Origin of the sequence: Mycobacterium nebraskense (assembly GCF_002102255.1) — a bacterium.
GTDB lineage: Bacteria > Actinomycetota > Actinomycetes > Mycobacteriales > Mycobacteriaceae > Mycobacterium > Mycobacterium nebraskense.
In genome coordinates this window covers 115,597-131,224 of record NZ_LQPH01000081.1, presented here as the reverse complement: position 1 = coordinate 131,224, position 15,628 = coordinate 115,597, and the positions used below count along the sequence as shown (strand labels likewise).

General features: G+C 65.1%; 19 protein-coding genes. 5 read left to right on the top strand and 14 right to left on the bottom strand.

Going from position 1 to position 15,628, the window contains the following annotated elements:
* Positions 1–185: 185 nt before the first annotated feature.
* Complete coding sequence (locus AWC17_RS09270) at positions 186–1,364, top strand: pyridoxal phosphate-dependent aminotransferase (protein WP_046183459.1); 1,179 nt, start codon at positions 186–188, stop codon at positions 1,362–1,364.
* An 8-nt stretch (positions 1,365–1,372) separates the two neighbouring features.
* Here AWC17_RS09270 and AWC17_RS09265 read toward each other — a convergent pair whose 3' ends face one another.
* From AWC17_RS09265 to AWC17_RS09250, 4 genes are read right to left on the bottom strand one after another with little or no spacing between them, the layout of a single operon-like run.
* Entirely contained in the window at positions 1,373–1,822 is a 450-nt protein-coding gene (locus AWC17_RS09265; RefSeq protein WP_046183460.1) for an SRPBCC family protein, read from the bottom strand.
* Between the two features lie 58 nt (positions 1,823–1,880).
* Positions 1,881–2,336 (bottom strand): SRPBCC family protein, encoded by a 456-nt coding sequence (locus tag AWC17_RS09260; protein WP_082122965.1) that lies wholly within the window; start codon positions 2,334–2,336, stop codon positions 1,881–1,883.
* A gap of 57 nt (positions 2,337–2,393) precedes the next feature.
* Entirely contained in the window at positions 2,394–3,473 is a 1,080-nt protein-coding gene (locus AWC17_RS09255) for a CaiB/BaiF CoA transferase family protein (protein ID WP_082122966.1), read from the bottom strand.
* A gap of 5 nt (positions 3,474–3,478) precedes the next feature.
* A complete protein-coding gene (locus tag AWC17_RS09250; protein ID WP_046183462.1) occupies positions 3,479–3,922 on the bottom strand; it encodes an SRPBCC family protein in 444 nt (147 codons plus the stop codon).
* A 62-nt stretch (positions 3,923–3,984) separates the two neighbouring features.
* On the opposite strand from AWC17_RS09250, the gene AWC17_RS09245 reads away from it, so the two are divergent.
* Entirely contained in the window at positions 3,985–5,670 is a 1,686-nt protein-coding gene (locus AWC17_RS09245) for an alpha-keto acid decarboxylase family protein (RefSeq protein ID WP_046183463.1), read from the top strand.
* Between the two features lie 10 nt (positions 5,671–5,680).
* Here AWC17_RS09245 and AWC17_RS09240 read toward each other — a convergent pair whose 3' ends face one another.
* The 5 genes from AWC17_RS09240 to AWC17_RS09220 form a co-directional block, all read right to left on the bottom strand.
* Positions 5,681–5,866: a (2Fe-2S)-binding protein gene (locus AWC17_RS09240; RefSeq protein ID WP_046183464.1), complete on the bottom strand. Its 186-nt coding sequence runs from the start codon at positions 5,864–5,866 to the stop codon at positions 5,681–5,683.
* 12 nt (positions 5,867–5,878) lie between these two features.
* Complete coding sequence (locus AWC17_RS09235; protein WP_046183465.1) at positions 5,879–6,505, bottom strand: hypothetical protein; 627 nt, start codon at positions 6,503–6,505, stop codon at positions 5,879–5,881.
* A complete protein-coding gene (locus AWC17_RS09230) occupies positions 6,502–7,905 on the bottom strand; it encodes a FadD3 family acyl-CoA ligase (protein WP_046183466.1) in 1,404 nt (467 codons plus the stop codon). The genes AWC17_RS09235 and AWC17_RS09230 overlap by 4 nt, the downstream gene beginning before the upstream one ends.
* Positions 7,906–7,943: 38 nt before the next feature.
* Positions 7,944–9,134 carry an amidohydrolase family protein gene (locus AWC17_RS09225; protein ID WP_046183467.1) on the bottom strand — a complete coding sequence of 397 codons (1,191 nt, stop codon included), beginning with the start codon at positions 9,132–9,134 and terminating at the stop codon, positions 7,944–7,946.
* A gap of 85 nt (positions 9,135–9,219) precedes the next feature.
* Positions 9,220–9,654: a lipoprotein LpqH gene (locus AWC17_RS09220; protein ID WP_414738839.1), complete on the bottom strand. Its 435-nt coding sequence runs from the start codon at positions 9,652–9,654 to the stop codon at positions 9,220–9,222.
* A gap of 95 nt (positions 9,655–9,749) precedes the next feature.
* Between AWC17_RS09220 and AWC17_RS09215 the strand changes: the two genes are divergently transcribed.
* Together AWC17_RS09215 and AWC17_RS09210 are read left to right on the top strand one after the other, a co-directional pair.
* The gene (locus tag AWC17_RS09215) at positions 9,750–10,496 is read left to right on the top strand and encodes an enoyl-CoA hydratase/isomerase family protein (RefSeq protein ID WP_046183468.1); all 747 of its coding nucleotides are present in this window, start codon (positions 9,750–9,752) and stop codon (positions 10,494–10,496) included.
* Positions 10,497–10,597: 101 nt separating this feature from the next.
* On the top strand, positions 10,598–10,921 hold the full coding sequence (locus tag AWC17_RS09210; protein ID WP_082122968.1) for a hypothetical protein: 324 nt from the start codon (positions 10,598–10,600) through the stop codon (positions 10,919–10,921).
* On the opposite strand, the gene AWC17_RS09205 is transcribed toward AWC17_RS09210, so the two are convergent.
* Entirely contained in the window at positions 10,837–11,547 is a 711-nt protein-coding gene (locus AWC17_RS09205; RefSeq protein WP_046183470.1) for a TetR/AcrR family transcriptional regulator, read from the bottom strand. The genes AWC17_RS09210 and AWC17_RS09205 overlap by 85 nt on opposite strands.
* Positions 11,548–11,763: 216 nt before the next feature.
* Between AWC17_RS09205 and AWC17_RS09200 the strand changes: the two genes are divergently transcribed.
* A complete protein-coding gene (locus AWC17_RS09200; RefSeq protein WP_046183471.1) occupies positions 11,764–13,059 on the top strand; it encodes a cytochrome P450 in 1,296 nt (431 codons plus the stop codon).
* 21 nt (positions 13,060–13,080) lie between these two features.
* Here the strand turns inward: AWC17_RS09200 and AWC17_RS09195 are convergent, their stop codons facing one another.
* From AWC17_RS09195 to AWC17_RS09180, 4 genes are read right to left on the bottom strand one after another with little or no spacing between them, the layout of a single operon-like run.
* Positions 13,081–13,362 (bottom strand): cytochrome C oxidase subunit IV family protein, encoded by a 282-nt coding sequence (locus AWC17_RS09195; RefSeq protein ID WP_046183472.1) that lies wholly within the window; start codon positions 13,360–13,362, stop codon positions 13,081–13,083.
* Positions 13,363–13,365: 3 nt separating this feature from the next.
* Positions 13,366–13,944, bottom strand: a complete 579-nt coding sequence (locus tag AWC17_RS09190) for a cytochrome c oxidase subunit 3 family protein (protein WP_046183473.1) — start codon at positions 13,942–13,944, stop codon at positions 13,366–13,368.
* Positions 13,944–14,768 (bottom strand): hypothetical protein, encoded by an 825-nt coding sequence (locus tag AWC17_RS09185; protein ID WP_046183474.1) that lies wholly within the window; start codon positions 14,766–14,768, stop codon positions 13,944–13,946. The genes AWC17_RS09190 and AWC17_RS09185 overlap by 1 nt, the downstream gene beginning before the upstream one ends.
* Positions 14,765–15,550: a hypothetical protein gene (locus AWC17_RS09180; protein ID WP_046183478.1), complete on the bottom strand. Its 786-nt coding sequence runs from the start codon at positions 15,548–15,550 to the stop codon at positions 14,765–14,767. The genes AWC17_RS09185 and AWC17_RS09180 overlap by 4 nt, the downstream gene beginning before the upstream one ends.
* Between the last annotated feature and the right edge of the window lie 78 nt (positions 15,551–15,628).

Here is a 15,628-nt window from a genome sequence, read left to right as displayed (position 1 = left end):
GTTCCTCTTCGCAAGTGGGTTTCGGATCCGTATTAAAGGTAGGTCCAGATACCGCACCCTAACAAAGTGCCCGGCCAACCTGTTGGTTGGGCCGATCACCGCTGGTCGGCGAATACTCACCCCCTCGCACGCGACTGTGCGGCCGGCCGCACACTCGGGCGTCAGCGCCCCTAAGCTCGACCACCATGACGGTGTCGCGACTGCGTCCGTACGCGACCACGGTGTTCGCCGAGATGTCGGCGCTGGCCGCGCGGGTCGGCGCGGTCAACCTCGGCCAGGGTTTCCCCGACGAGGACGGGCCGGCGGCCATGTTGAAGGCAGCCCAAGACGCCATCGCGGAGGGGAACAACCAGTACCCGCCCGGCATCGGCGTGGCGCCGCTGCGGCACGCCATCGCCGCCCAGCGGCGGCGGCACTTCGGCATCGAGTACGACCCCGACACCGAGGTGCTGGTGACGGTCGGGGCGACCGAGGCCATCGCATCCGCGGTGCTCGGCCTGGTCGAGCCCGGCTCGGAGGTCCTGCTCATCGAGCCGTTCTACGACTCCTACTCGCCGGTGGTGGCGATGGCCGGCGCCCACCGGGTGGCCGTGCCCCTGGTCCCGCACGGCCGCGGCTTCGCCCTGGACGCCGACGCACTGCGCCGGGCGGTGACGCCACGCACCCGCGCGCTGATCGTCAACTCACCGCACAACCCGACCGGGACGGTGCTCAGCGCGGCCGAGCTGACCGCCATCGCGGAGGTCGCGGTCGCCGCCGATCTCTTGGTCATCACCGACGAGGTGTACGAGCACCTGGTGTTTGACGACCATCGGCATCTGCCGTTGGCCGGCTTGGACGGCATGGCCGAGCGGACGGTCACCATCTCCAGCGCGGCCAAGATGTTCAACTGCACCGGCTGGAAGATCGGATGGGCTTGCGGCCCAGCACAACTCATCGCCGGGGTGCGCGCGGCGAAGCAGTATCTGAGCTATGTCGGCGGCGCGCCGTTCCAGCCGGCGGTGGCTCTCGCGCTCGACACCGAGGACGCGTGGGTGGCCGAGCTTCGCCGCTCCTTGGCGGCCCGTCGCGACCGGCTGGCCGCCGGACTGTCCGAGATCGGCTTCGAGGTGCACGACAGCGCCGGCACGTACTTCCTGTGCGCCGACCCGCGCCCCCTCGGCTACGGCGACAGCACCGCGTTCTGCGCGGCGCTACCGGAAAAGGCGGGTGTGGCGGCCATTCCGCTCTCGCCCTTCTGCGATCCGGCCGCGGCGCACGCCTCCGCGCAAGCCGAAGTGTGGAATCACTTGGTGCGCTTCACATTCTGCAAACGCGACGACACCCTCGACGAGGCGATCAGGCGGCTGGCCGTCCTGCGGTGACCGGCTGGCTACCTGGCCGGGCCGAAGCCCTCGATCACGCGCTTACGCAGACCCTCCAGCGCGGAGTGGAGGATCTTCTTGCGGGCCCGGTTGACCCAGAACTCCGGCAGCGGCGCCCACGGCTCGACCGTGATGGTGAATCGCACCCGGGTCTTGTCGTCGCCCACCCGACTCAAGTTGTACTCGCCATGCTGGCCGTGTTGTTGCGGGGTCTTGGCGGCGTCCCACACCATCCAGTCCGGCCCCCAGTGGTACTCGAGCAGTTCGGTGTCGTGGATGCCGGTCACTGCGATGGTGACCTTCACGTGGTGGGGTCGCCCGTCGGGGTGCTTGTCGACGACTTCGACCCGCTTGTGCACCGCCGACCATGACGGCACGGCGTCCATGTCGGCCAGCGCCTCCATGATCACTTCCGGAGGCGCGTCAATGACGATTTCCGACGATGCTTGAACGGCCACTGCTAATAAGTTAGCAATCGCTCAGCCGCTGACGAAGGAGAAAAAGGGAAGTGGCGGACTATTCCGCGTCGGCCGAACCGCTGAAGCGCTTTACCAATTCGCACAATCCCTTTACCGCTGAGTCGAGAACGCTTTCGCTCGCGCGCCGGACGATGAAGGCAGGCATGGGCCGGCCGGGTTCGACCGTGACATCGAAGCGCACCCGGGTCTTGTCGACGCCCTCGGGCTTGAGGTTGTACTCGACATGCTGACCATGCTGCTGGGAAGTTCCTTTGGCGTCGTAGACAACCCAATCGGGACCCCAGTGATATTCCAGGATCTCTTTGTCGACGAGCCCCAGAATCTTGATCGTGGTCTTGACGTGGTGGGGTCGACCGTCGGGATAACGGTCGATCACTTCGATGTGTTTGTGTAGTGGTGACCACGACGATAGGACGCCGACATCTGTCAGCGCCTCCATGACCACTTCTGGCGGCGCGTCGACGACAAATTCGCGTGATGCTTTTACGGCCACTGAGCTCAACCTAGCAACGCCGGCCCCGGCGCGCACCGGTTCGGCGTAACTGGTTGTCTACCAGTCGATTTCGGAAAGGGGTGTGGTGGCCGTCGGCGGCCGCCCGACCGGTGCGGCCGGGGTGCGCGAGAAGCGCGGACCGGGCGCGGCCTGGTCGACGCCGTGGGCGGTGATCACAGTGGACCGTGTCCTCAAGTGATCGTCGGCCGCTGCTTCGCTCCACGTCAATACCGGAGTGACGCACGCATCGGTGCCGGCGAAAATGGCCGTCCAGTCATCACGGGTCCGGCTGGCGAACCGTTTCGCGAAGGCGTCGTACATCTGTGGATAGGACCCGATGTCGAGCTGGCCGGGCACCTCGTCGGGCGACAGGCCGAGCCCCGTCAGCAGTGCCGCGAAGAATTGCGGCTCGATGGCGCCGACGGCCATGTATCTGCCGTCGGCGGTCTCATAGCAGCGGTAGAACGGGGCGCCGCCGTCGAGCAGAAACGATTCGCGCCGGTCGCGCAGCGCCCCAGTCGACTTCATGGTCCACATCATCTGCGCGAGCAGGCTGACGCCGTCCACCATCGCCGCGTCGATGACCTGCCCTTTGCCCGAACGTTCCCGCTCATACAGCGCGACCGCGATGCCGAGCAGCACCAGCATCGAACCGCCGCCGAAGTCGGCGACCAGATTCAGCGGCGGCATCGGGGGCCGGTCGGCGTAGCCCAGCGCGGACAGCGCGCCGGTCTGCGACAGGTAGTTGATGTCGTGGCCCGCCGTCCGGGCCAGCGGCCCGTCCTGTCCCCAGCCGGTGATCCGCGCGAAGATCAGTCGTGGATTGACCGCCGCGCACTCGTCGGGACCGATGCCGAGTCGCTCGCAGGTGCCCGGCCGGAAACAATCCAGCAGCACGTCGGCTTTGGCGGCGAGATCGAGCAGCGCCTGAGGCTGCGTTTTGACGTCCAGGTCGACGATCCGCTTCCCGCGATGCAGCAGATCCCGGTCCTCGGGCGGCATCGTGAGGCCGCCGGGGCGCCGCACCCGCACCACGTCGGCCCCGAGGTCGGCCAGCATCATCCCCGCATGCGGCCCCGGTCCGATCCCGCCGAGCTCGATAACCTTCACCCCGGCCAGGGGCCCGCCGTCGCCCACCGTGGCTATCGGCCCTTCTTCACCTTCAGTACCTGCTTGCGCAGGCCGTCGGTCGCCGTCTCCATCGAGCCCTTCACGACCCGCTTCAGCACGAAGCCCGGTAGCGGGACCGTCGGGTCGACGGTGAAGTCGAATTTCACCCGGGTCTTGTCACCCTCGGGCGTCAACACGTACTTCCCGTCCTGGGCACGCTGCGCACCGGAGCTGACCAACGTCCAGCTCACGGTGTTGTCCCCCCAGGTGTAGGCCACCACTTGCTCGTCGGTGATGCCCGCCGTCTTGACCTTCATCTTCACTTCCCTGGGCAGCCCGTCGTCTCCGGTGTTGAGCACTTCGGCGCTCTGATGGGCCGACGACCAATCCTTCAGGGAATCGAAATCTGCAATGACGTCCAGGATCTCCTGGGGCGTTGCTTCGATGACTACTTCGCGGGATTCGCTGATTGCCATGGCCCGCACGATACTGAAACGGCGTCCCGCCCGGAATAGATTCGACAGGTACCGTCGTGCTTGTGAATGACGCCGCGACCGAGCCCGTCTACACCGTCGGTGACTACCTGTTGGACCGCCTCGCCGAGCTCGGCGTGACCGAGATCTTCGGCGTTCCCGGCGACTACAACCTGGAATTCCTCGACCACATCGTCGCCCACCCCACCATCCGCTGGGTGGGCAACGCCAACGAGCTAAACGCCGGCTACGCCGCCGACGGATACGGTCGGCTGCGCGGAATGTCGGCAGTGGTAACGACTTTCGGTGTGGGTGAACTGTCAGCGGCCAACGCGATCGCGGGCAGTTATGCCGAGCAGGTGCCCGTCGTGCACATCGTCGGTGGCCCCTCCAAAGACGCGCAGGGCACCCGGCGCGCGCTGCACCACTCGCTCGGCGACGGAGACTTCGAGCACTTCTTCCGGATCAGCCGCGAGATCACCTGTGCCCAAGCCAACCTCATGCCCGCGACCGCCCGCCGGGAGATCGACCGGGTGCTGTCCGAGGTGCGCGAGCAGAAGCGGCCCGGGTACATCCTGCTCTCCACCGATGTGGCCCGCTTCCCCACCGAACCGCCCGGTGACCCACTACCCCGCTACACCGGCGGCACCAGCCCGCGCGCGCTGTCACTGTTCGTCGAGGCCGCCTCCGAACTCATCGCCGACCACCAGCTGACCGTGCTGGCCGACTTGCTGGTTCACCGGCTGCAGGTGGTCAAAGAACTCGAGGCGCTTCTGGCGGCCGACGTGGTGCCCTACGCGACCCTGATGTGGGGTAAGAGCCTGCTGGACGAAAGCTCACCCAACTACCTGGGGATCTACGCCGGATCGGCCAGCGCCCCAGCGGTGCGCACGGCGATCGAGGAGGCACCGGTTCTGGTGACCGCCGGCGTGGTGTTCACCGACATGGTCAGCGGCTTCTTCAGCCAGCGGATCGACCCGGCGCGGACCATCGACGTCGGGCAGTACCAGAGCAGTGTGGCCGGCGAGGTCTTCGCGCCGCTGGAGATGGGCGCCGCGCTGGAGGCGCTGGCCACCATCCTGACCCGGCGCCCGATCACGTCACCGCCGGTGGCGTCGCCGCCCGCCGACGACCTGCCCCCACCCCCTTCGCGCGATCAACCGCTGACGCAAGAGATGCTGTGGGACCGCCTCTGCGTAGCCCTCACGCCGGGCAACGTGGTCCTCGCCGACCAGGGCACCTCCTTTTACGGCATGGCCGACCACCGCTTGCCGCAAGGCGTGACATTCATCGGCCAACCACTATGGGGCTCAATCGGTTACACGCTGCCCGCGGCGCTGGGTGCCGGGGTGGCACATCCGGACCGCCGGACCGTGTTGCTGATCGGCGACGGCGCCGCGCAACTGACCGTCCAAGAGCTCGGCAACTTCTCGCGGGAGGGCCTGTCCCCGGTCATCGTGGTGGTCAACAACGATGGCTACACCGTCGAGCGGGCGATCCATGGAGAGACGGCGCCCTACAACGACATCGTGAATTGGAAGTGGACGGACCTCCCCAACGCGCTGGGGGTCGCCAATCACCTGGCGTTCCGGGTGCAGACCTACGGTGAGCTCGATGACGCCTTGACCGCCGCCGCGCAGCACCGAGACAGCATGGTGCTCGTCGAGGTGGTCTTACCGCGGCTCGAAATCCCGCCGCTGCTCGTCGAACTCGTCCAGCCGATGTCGCCCGACGGCAGCGTTCGCCGCTAAGAGCACTGCGTCAGCTGGGCCGGGTTTCGCCGTTCGGGTTCGGTGAGCGCAGCATCGCCTGGACGGTTCGCCGGCAGCGCCCGCAGTCGGCGCCCGCCCCGCAGGCCTGTGCGACGTCCTTGGTCGTGCAGGCGCCGGCTTCGACCGCCTCGGTCACCGTTTGGCTGGTAACTCCGTTACACAGGCACACGAACATCGAGGCCGCCGCTCAGTCCGCCTCGATGCGCATCATGTTGGTGAATCGGCCGACGAATATCGGCGGGTAGGGCCCCACTCCGGCGCCCGATATCCACTCGGCCGCGGCGTCAGGATGCTCGATCCACCGCCGCGCGCTCTCTTCGTCGGGCAACTCCGACATGATCAGCACCTCGTGCTCATCGTCGAAGGCCTGGAAGATCCAGGTCTTGCGGATGCCGGCCGCGACGAATCTGTCCGTGGCCGAGGCAACTTCGGCGGTGAGGGCCGACACGTCGTGGACGGAGGCGATGGTGGCGACCACCACGCCGGGCGCCTCCGGAGTCGCGGTGGGCGCCGGAACGAACCTGTCGACGATCTCACCGGCGAAGACCGCGGGAATGTCGTCGACGCCGGCCGCGTCGAACCAGTCGAAGAAGACCCGCGAACGCAGCAACTCCACGATCGGCTCGCGGCTGTGGACTCCGATCATCACCAGCACCCGGCCGTAGTCATGCGTCGAGGTGTAGACCAGGACGTGGTGGGCGCCGATGTCGGCCAGCGCCGCCTTCCTGCGCTCGAGCAGCGGCCATACCCGGCTGGGATCGGGCACACGATAGTCCGACGCGATCACCATCGAATGAATGTCACCGTCACTCAACGGAGTTGATCCTTCATCACTTTCCCCGTGGCATTCAGCGGCAGCTCGTCGAGAAACTCGATGGATCTCGGCGCTTTGAATCCTGCCATCCGCTCTCGGCACCATATCAGCAGGTCATCCTCGGATACCTGCGTTTTCGCCACCACAAAGGCCTTGCCCACCTGGCCAAGGCGATCGTCGGGCACCCCGATGACGGCGGCTTGCGCCACAGCCGGATGCTCCAGCAGGTAACCCTCGATCTCCGCCGGGTAGGCGTTGAAACCGCCCACGATGAACATGTCTTTCTTGCGCCCGTCGATCCGCAGCCGACCCGCCGCATCGAGGCGGCCCAGATCGCCGGTGTGCAACCAGCCGTCCGTATCGATCGCCGCGGCGGTGCCCTCCGGGTCGTCGAGGTAGCCCTGCATGACGCCGTAGCCGCGGACCAGCACCTCGCCGTCGTCGGCGATGCGCACCTCGACCCCGTCGCAGGGCAGGCCCGCCGTGGTGGCGACGTCCTCGAACGAATCGCCGGGCCGCGACAAGGTGACATTGCCCGCCTCGGTCAGCCCGTACCCGGTCATCAGAGTCTGGAACGGCAATTCGCCGTGGATGCGGCGGACCAGTTCGACGGGGATGTCGGCGGCGCCGGTCACGCCCGCCCGCAACGTCGACAGCTTGGCTTTGTCACGAACCGTCAGCAACGAGTGGTACAGCGTGGGCGGCCCGGGCAACATCGTGACACGTTCGCGTTCAATGAGATTCACCACGGTCTCGACGTCGAAGACCGCGACCGGCAGCATCGTCGCACCGCGCAGAAAGGACGTGATGAGTCCAGCCTTCAGGCCGAACGTGTGAAAGTACGGGTTGATCTGCAAGTAGCGGTCGCCCTCGCGCAGGTCAGCGAGCGTCGCCCATTCCTCATACATCCGCAGCGTCTGGCGATGATTCATCATCGCGCCCTTCGGACGACCGGTCGTGCCCGAGGTGAAGATGACGTCGGCGATGTCGGTGCCGCTCACCGCGCACTCGAACGGCGAGCCGCCGGAAAGGAAGTCCGATTTCAGATCGATGACCGGTATCCCGGCGGGCGCGGTGTAGTCCTGCCCCAGGAATCCCTTCTGAACCAAGACGGCCTTCGCCTTGCTGCGGGTGATGATGTCGCCCGCTTCGTCGGCCTTGAACCGCGTATTGACCGGGACCAGCACGCCGCCGGCGGTGAGCAGACCGAAAGCCGCGATGATCCACTCCGCCGAGTTGGGCGCCCAGATGGCGACCCGGTCGCCCTTGCCGATACCGAGGTCAGCGAATGCGCCCGCGGCACAACGTATTCGCTCGACCACCTCGGAGAATGTGAAGCGCAGCGGACCGTCTACGACCGCTTCCGCGTCACCGAAGCGGTCCGCCGCGCTCAAGACCATCTCGGGGATGGTCTGCCATGCCCGATTTGGCTGGCCTGTCACACCGTGACGAGCCGACCGAGGTTGCCGCCCATGATCTTTGCCTGGTCGTCGACCGACAGGTGCGACAGCGCGTTGACGTAGAACGTCGGCTCCGCCAGCCCTTCCGGGTGCGGCCAGTCCGAGCCGTACAAAACCTTATCCACACCGACGAGGTTGACCAGATCGTCGATGCCGTCCTCGAAGAACGGGCTGACGTGGATCCGGTTCTTGACCATCTCGACCGGGTCGCTGGGGAAAGCCTCCGGGGCCTTCTTAAAGACCTCGGCCAAGCCGTCCAGCAGCGGCGACATCCACTTCGAACCGGCCTCGACGATCGCGACCTTCAGCTTGGGATGGCGGTACAGCGCGCCGTGGATCACCCACGACCCCACCGAGTCCTGGATCGGCCGCCACTCGTTGAGGATGCCCATCGCATTGGTCTGGAACGGCAGCATCTCCTGCTCGGCACCGTCCCATTCGGAGGTGTACCGGGAATAACCACTGTCGCTGGAGTGCATGCCGACCAGCACGTCGTGCTCGACGACCCGCTCCCAGAACGGGTCGAACTCGGGCACCGCGAACGACCGCGGGCCACGGAAGCCGGGGACCGGCGCCGGACGGACCAGGATGCAGCGGGCACCACGCTTGACCGCCCACTCCAGCTCCTCGATCGCCTTCTCGACGATCGGCAGGGTGATGACCGGGGTGGTGAAGATCCGGTTCTGGTAGTTGAAGCCCCAGACCTCATCGAGCCACTGGTTCAGCGCATGGATCAGGACATGGATGGCGACCGGGTCGTCGCGCAGCCGCTCCTCGATCAGGCTGGCCAGCGTCGGGAACATCAGGGTGCGGTCCAGGCCCAGCTCGTTCATCTTCTCCAGGCGCGGGCCGGGCTCGAAGAACGCCGGGATCGCGCGCATCGGCTCACCGAACAGCTCGCGCTTGCTCTTGCCCTCCGGGTTGCCGTACTTGAAGTACTCCTCCCAGGCGCCCGGCCGGGCGACGACCTCGAAGGTCGGGTTGGGAATGTAGTTGCTGATGTGGCCGCGGATCGCGATCTTGGTGCGCCCGTTGATCTGCACGTACTGGACGAAGTCCTTGTACTCCTTGGGCAGGAACTTGGTCAGCGCTTCCGGCGGCTCGTAGAGATGGTTATCCGCGTCAAAGATTGGAAACGGGACGTCCTCCCGATGAGACAGCTGGCCCATGGAATCCTCCTTCTTAATTTACGAGAATACTATTCTCTCCGGGCGCCGAACCGCAACGTGGTCCCCAAGATCTTCGAAGGACCGGTCAGCAAGCCGTGACGATTTTGAAGGTGGCCGTCGCCGGTTCGTTGGGTTTGTCGGCCTTGTAGCCGTGCGCGGTACCGGAGATGGTGAACCTGTCACCGCTCAGACTCGTTTCCGCGTCGCCCTCGCTGCCTCGGGAGTACATGCCGGTGAAACCACCCAGATTGCGGATATGGACCGACTCGGCGGTGACCGGCTCCGCTCGCTCGTCGACGATGACCTTGGCTCCGGCGAAGTCGCCGCCGATGTCGATCGTCCGGGTCCATTCCCGTTGACCGCACTTGACGACGTTGAACTTCGTGTCGTTTCCGTTGACGGTCACCGATGCCGTGCTGGAGAGCTGGGTAGACGGCCGCGCAGTGCACGCCCCCAGCATGGTGACGGCGAGCGCCGCCGCGGCCGTGGCCGCGATCTGATCCCGCACGGGCACTCCCATCTACGCTGACGAAGGCTCTTCGGCCTGCAGCGACGATGTTATTCTCGCGCTAAGAGAATGCCAATATCGTCCGTCTCGTCCAAGGAGCAATACGCATGGTGGACCTGGAGATCGACGACGGGTTGGCGGTGCTGACCATCGATCGCCCGCACGCGCGCAATGCCATCGCGCTGGACACCATGCAGCAGCTGGAAAAGGCGCTCGACGCGGCGGCCGGCGCAAAGACGCTGGTGATCAAGGGCGCCGGTGATCGGGCTTTCGTATCCGGCGGCGACCTCAAGGAGCTGCGCGCGCTGCGCACCGAAGAGGATGCCGCGGCGATGGCCAAGCGGATGCGGGCGATCTGCGATCAGCTTGCCAGCTTCCCGGCTCCCGTGATCGCCGCGCTGAATGGCCACGCCTTCGGCGGCGGCGCCGAAGTCGCAGTCGCCGCCGACATCCGGCTGGCGGCCGACGACGTCAAGATCGCCTTCAATCAGGTGGAGCTGGCGATCATGCCGGCCTGGGGCGGCGCCGAGCGGCTGGCCGAGCTTGTCGGAAAAAGCCGGGCGCTGTTGTTGGCCGGCACCGGAACCGCCCTCACCGCGGACGAGGCCCAGCGGGTCGGCTTGGTGGACCGGGTGTTCCCCCGCGCCTCGTTCGACGAGGGGTGGCAATCCATCGCGAGGTCGCTGGCTCGCCACCCGGCGACCGAGATAAAGCGCGTAATCAGCGGAGTTTCGGCAGACGAAGCGATAGCATCCTTCGCACGACTCTGGGTTGCCGACGCACACTGGCGGGCCGCAGAGCGGGTGATGAACCGCACCACGAGTGCGCGACGGGCGGCCGGAGGAGCGAAATGATGGGCAGACTGGCGGCCGCGGGCGCGGCGGCTTTGTTGGCGGTGCTGGCGGGTGGGTCGGGTTCACTGGCGAGCGCCGGACACGCCCACGCCGACCCCGTCATGCATCACGTCAAGTACACCGTCACCGCGCAGAATCCGATTTACACCGATATCTATTACCTGGACCACCAGCCGGCCATGTTTTCCGACTACAGCCACAACCCCTACTCGTTCACACCGCACGTCGACGTCGATCTCGGCCCGGGGAAGCCGTGGAGCTTCGATCTGGATATGTCGGATCCCGACAATTACGCGATGGTCGTGGCCAGCACCGGCACGGAGCCCGGCACGCCGGGGCTTCACTGTGATCTGGCGGTAGATGGAGCCGTCGTCGTATCCAAGGACGGCCCCAAGGGCGTGCTCTGTTCGCTGCGCAACTGGTGAACCACCCAGGTCGGCGGCATACCTTCGATGGGTCGCGGCTCGCCTTCCAGGCGACGCAGATAGCTTTCGACCAACTCCACGGTTTCGGCGTGGCCACCGGACATGCCGATCGCCTGCTCGAGCACCAGGAACCGCGACAAGCTAGTCATCAACACTGTCCAGACCACCGCCGGCACGTCCTCGTTTTCCGCGCCGTAGCGTTGCAACGCGGCGGCCACCGCTTTGCGCTGCTCTTCGCGGAAACGTTCGGCGTAGTAAGCGATTTCGGTCCGCATCTCCTTGCGATGATTCGCCAGCGCCATGAATTCCATCGAGATCTGAGTGAACGCGGGATCGGTCCCGAACCGCCACACCGCCCACAACGGCTGGTCCGACTGCAGCGCTTGCGCCTGCACTTCAAGGCCTTCTTCGGCACGGCGCCGGAAGACTTCGAGGAACAGCTCCTCCATGGTGCGGAAGTAGTAGTGCACCAACTGCGGTTTCAACCCCGCTCTGCCGGCCAGACGCCGCGAGGTCACCGCGGCATAGCCCTCTTCGAGCATGAGCTGTTCGGCTGCGTCGAGCAGCAGGCCGCGATTCTTCGCGTCCGGCGCTCCGATCCTGCGGACCCCGGGAGCAGATGCCATGCCTTCGCTCCGTACTCTCGACGACTTCCCCGACGTCCCAGTATCGACCATGCAGATCGTAGCCAAGGTCGTGTCGCCACGGCGTTGCGATCTTGACCCTGACATTACCGCCATGCTAAGCAGGTGCTCAGCACATTTTCGATTCTCGAGATCGGGCGGCGGTACCGATTTCCGCCGAATACCGCCGGTAAACCCAGCCCAGGGAGACGCAATCCGATGAGCACCTACGACTCGATCGACTTCTTCACCGATCCGTCACTGGTCCCAGATCCGCACCCTTACTTCGACTACCTGCGCAGTCAGAACCCGGTGCTGCGCCTGCCGCACTACGGCGTCGTCGCGGTTACCGGCTACGACGAAGCCTGCGAGATATACAAGGATCCGGAGACCTTCTCCAACATCGTCGCGCTCGGCGGGCCGTTCCCCCCGCTCCCGTTTACACCCCAAGGCGACGACATCAGCGCACAGATCGATGCGCACCGCAGTTCGTTCCCGATGAATGAGCACATGGTCACCATGGATCCGCCGGACCACACTCGGGCCCGCTCGGTGCTGGCCAAGCTGCTGACTCCGAGCCGGCTGAAGCAGAACGAGGAGTTCATGTGGAGCCTCGCCGACCGTCAGCTAGACGAGTTCCTGCACAACGGCGAGTGCGAATTCATCGCCGAATACTCAAAGCCCTTCGCCACCTTGGTGATCGCCGACCTGCTCGGCGTCCCGGAAGAGGACCACAAGGAGTTCCGTAAGGTCTTGGGCGCCGACCGCCCCGAGGCGCGGGTGGGCGCTCTGGACCACGAGTCGGTCGGCATCAACCCGCTGGAGTGGCTCGACGACAAGTTCTGCAACTACATCGAGGATCGGCGACGCGAGCCGCGTGGCGACGTGCTGACCTTCCTCGCGGAAGCCAAGTATCCGGACGGCTCGACGCCCCCGGTGATCGAGGTCGTCCGCTCGGCAACGTTCCTCTTCGCCGCCGGACAGGAAACCACCGCCAAGCTGCTCAGCGCCGCGTTGCAGGTGCTCGGCGACCGGCCGGACATCCAGCAACAACTGCGTAACGACCGCAGTCTGATTCCCGGGTTCATCGAGGAATCGCTGCGCATGGACAGCCCCGTCAAGAGCGATTCGCGTCTGGCCCGTAGGGCAACGAACATCGGCGGTGTCGAGATCCCCGCGGGCACCGTGGTGATGATCTTGCCGGGAGCGGCCAACCGCGACCCGCGCCGGTTCGACAATCCGCACGAGTTCAACCTGCACCGCAAGAACGTCCGCGAACACATGGCGTTTGCGCGTGGCGTGCACTCGTGTCCCGGTGGGCCGCTCGCCCGCGTCGAGGGGCGTGTCTCAATCGAACGGATCCTGGACCGGATGCCGCGCATCGAAATCAACGAACTCCATCACGGGCCGGCAGCCGAACGTCGCTACACCTACGAGCCGACCTACATCCTGCGGGGCCTGAGCGAACTGCACCTGAAATTCACCACCGCCGACGCGGTCGCGCCGGTGGCCTAGAAACGCATCACTCGCAAAGCGCTACCGGATCTGCACACCGACGAAGTAGCAGCTGAGCAAGGCGACGGCCATCAGCACCACCCATGCGTCGGTAAGCCGGCACAGCAGCACCGGAGCGTTTCGCACCTCCATGAACTCGCGAAAAATGATGCGCACTTTGACAAGTGCGATCACGATGACGCTCGACGTGACAACCGCGCTGGATTTCAGCGATCCACCGACGGAATGATCTATCCATAGATAGGCCAGCGTGAGCGACGCCAGGATCAGCCAGACGATCAGCAGCCTCTTGTTGAACTTCACTTGTCACCTCACCACATACAGCAACGCGAAGATCAGCACCCACAAGAAGTCGACCGTGTGCCAGTAGGTCGCGCACGTTTCGACGAGCTCCTGCGAGCGTCGCGCCGGGCCGCGAAGTTGGTAGACGATGACGCCGAGGGCGACGAAGCCGATCAGCAGATGCACGAAGTGGATGCCGGTGAGAAAGAAGTAGTAGGTGAAGAAGTCGTTGCTGTCCAATCCATTTCCCATGTGCACCAAGCGGGCCCACTCGAACACCTTGAAGACGAGAAAAACGGCGGCGAACGCGCTCGTGATGAACACGTCTCGCAGCGCCGCACGGTAGGCACCGACGCGGGCCGACTGGACACACCGCGCCACCGACCACGAGCTCAGCAGCAAGACAAGGGTGTTGAAAACCCCGACCCGTAGGTCAAGCTGCGCCTGCGCATGCAGAAAGAGCTCGGGGCTGCGGGCACGGTAGAACAGGTAAAAACCGAAATACCCGGTGAAGACCAGCGTCTCGAACAATACGAACGCCCACATGTCGGGCTGACCCGGCACGAATCGGGCACGTTGACTCGCTTCGCCGGGTTGGGACATCAGGCCGCCGCCTTAACATCGGCGTGCCCGGCTTTCCGTTTCCGCGGCAGGTCGGGCAGCGGCCCGGTGCCCAAGTCCTCACGGCGGATCATCTGAAACAGCATGACAATGAAAGTGACCTGGTAGACGCCGAACACCACCATGTCCAACCACCAAGCGATCTGGCCATTCCAGGCCAACACACCCCGCTGGAAGATCCAGCACGGTGACACGACAACCTCGGTCAACGCGTTGCACAGGTTGAGATAGCCGAACCACTTGGGGAATACGCGATTCTTGTCGAGCAGAATCGCCACCATCCAGATCAGCGAGCCAATCAGGAACACTCCCATGGTGCCGTCGAAAGATAAAAAGGCGAAGTCGTAGAGCCAGCCGATCGCTTCGGGGTCGCGCCCCGGCCGCAACGTCCCGACGATCAGCGCGATACAGAGCAGCAGCATCCCGGGAACCGCACTGAGCGAGTAGATGATCAGATACGAATAGCCGAATGCGCGGCTGACGGACATGCGTCGCATCGAGTACGCGATGAGGGCATTGTTGATAGCGATCATTCCGCTGATGGCGAAGATGACCCCGAAGCCAAAAGGTATGCCGAGATGGCGTTCGGAGAACCAGTGGACCTGCGTCGCGAGGTCCCAGGTGGGCTGCGGCGGCGGCTGGACTTGCGCCACAATGAAGAACATCGGGAAGAAGACGTTGTAGAACACGACCATCGTCCACCACGCCAACCAGAGCTCGCGCTTGGGGTTGTGCCGCAGATGCCAGGCGAGTCGCTGATGCGAGGGGCCAGGCGGCGGCGTCGGCGGCGTGATCACCGCGCTCATACGTTGACCAGTTCTTCTGGACGCCCACGGTTCTCGGCACGCTCCCGATAGATGGCTTGTCCCAACACGAGGCCCATCACGACGATCCAGACTGCAATGGCAACGTTTTTCACCCAGAACGACAAGAACCCGTCCCACGCGAGCGGGCCGGTCAATGACACGCCGACGAAGGCCGCGGGCACCAGCGCAGCCGCCACCAGAAGGTTGAAGTGGGCCACCCAGCGATTGAAGACCGGACGCGGCTGATCATCGAAATATATTGCCAATGCCAGGATTACGCTTTGCCCGATCAGGAACGGGACCAGGATGGTGAAGGTCATCCAGGCGAAATCGTTGAGCAGCTGGGTCAGTTCAGGACGGCGTTCCGGACGGAAGGCGGCCAGCAGCCAGCAGATGTTGGCGACCAGGAACAGGGTCGGACCGCCGGCCACGCAACCCAGCATCGCATAGGAGAAGATCGGCGTCCGGTGTGCCATGCGGCGGATCTGCAGCACGATCAGCGCCAGGATCGGGACGAGGCACACGCCGAACCAGTTGAACAGGATCATGCTGTACCGGATCTCCGGGAGGTGGGCCGGATCGCGATAGAACGCGGCAACCTGGTCCGCCGGCATCGCGGGTGACATCGGCGGATTGAAGCCCGGAAACAGGAAGAAGCTCGCCACCCAGAGGATCACTGCCACCGGCAACGTCCACAACAGAATGAGCTCACCGTCGATCCGGCGCGGCACGGCCCGCGTCAACCCCCGGCCTTGCACATCGCCACCGTCGACGTCCGACATCAGCACTCCCTCCCGCACGAGATCGGCCACCCAGACACGGATAGTCAGCGAAGCTAGCCGATCGGCTAGCCGTGGTCA

Bases quoted from the DNA above. Each gene is read 5' to 3' on its own strand.
- AWC17_RS09270 (WP_046183459.1), top strand. From the start codon at position 186: ATGACGGTGTCGCGACTGCGTCCGTACGCGACCACGGTGTTCGCCGAG.
- AWC17_RS09250 (WP_046183462.1), bottom strand. From the start codon at position 3,922: ATGGCAATCAGCGAATCCCGCGAAGTAGTCATCGAAGCAACGCCCCAG.
- AWC17_RS09240 (WP_046183464.1), bottom strand. From the start codon at position 5,866: ATGTTCGTGTGCCTGTGTAACGGAGTTACCAGCCAAACGGTGACCGAG.
- AWC17_RS09230 (WP_046183466.1), bottom strand. From the start codon at position 7,905: ATGGTCTTGAGCGCGGCGGACCGCTTCGGTGACGCGGAAGCGGTCGTA.
- AWC17_RS09225 (WP_046183467.1), bottom strand. From the start codon at position 9,134: ATGGGCCAGCTGTCTCATCGGGAGGACGTCCCGTTTCCAATCTTTGAC.
- AWC17_RS09220 (WP_414738839.1), bottom strand. From the start codon at position 9,654: ATGGGAGTGCCCGTGCGGGATCAGATCGCGGCCACGGCCGCGGCGGCG.
- AWC17_RS09215 (WP_046183468.1), top strand. From the start codon at position 9,750: ATGGTGGACCTGGAGATCGACGACGGGTTGGCGGTGCTGACCATCGAT.
- AWC17_RS09210 (WP_082122968.1), top strand. From the start codon at position 10,598: ATGCATCACGTCAAGTACACCGTCACCGCGCAGAATCCGATTTACACC.
- AWC17_RS09205 (WP_046183470.1), bottom strand. From the start codon at position 11,547: ATGGCATCTGCTCCCGGGGTCCGCAGGATCGGAGCGCCGGACGCGAAG.
- AWC17_RS09200 (WP_046183471.1), top strand. From the start codon at position 11,764: ATGAGCACCTACGACTCGATCGACTTCTTCACCGATCCGTCACTGGTC.
- AWC17_RS09190 (WP_046183473.1), bottom strand. From the start codon at position 13,944: ATGTCCCAACCCGGCGAAGCGAGTCAACGTGCCCGATTCGTGCCGGGT.
- AWC17_RS09185 (WP_046183474.1), bottom strand. From the start codon at position 14,768: ATGAGCGCGGTGATCACGCCGCCGACGCCGCCGCCTGGCCCCTCGCAT.
- AWC17_RS09180 (WP_046183478.1), bottom strand. From the start codon at position 15,550: ATGTCGGACGTCGACGGTGGCGATGTGCAAGGCCGGGGGTTGACGCGG.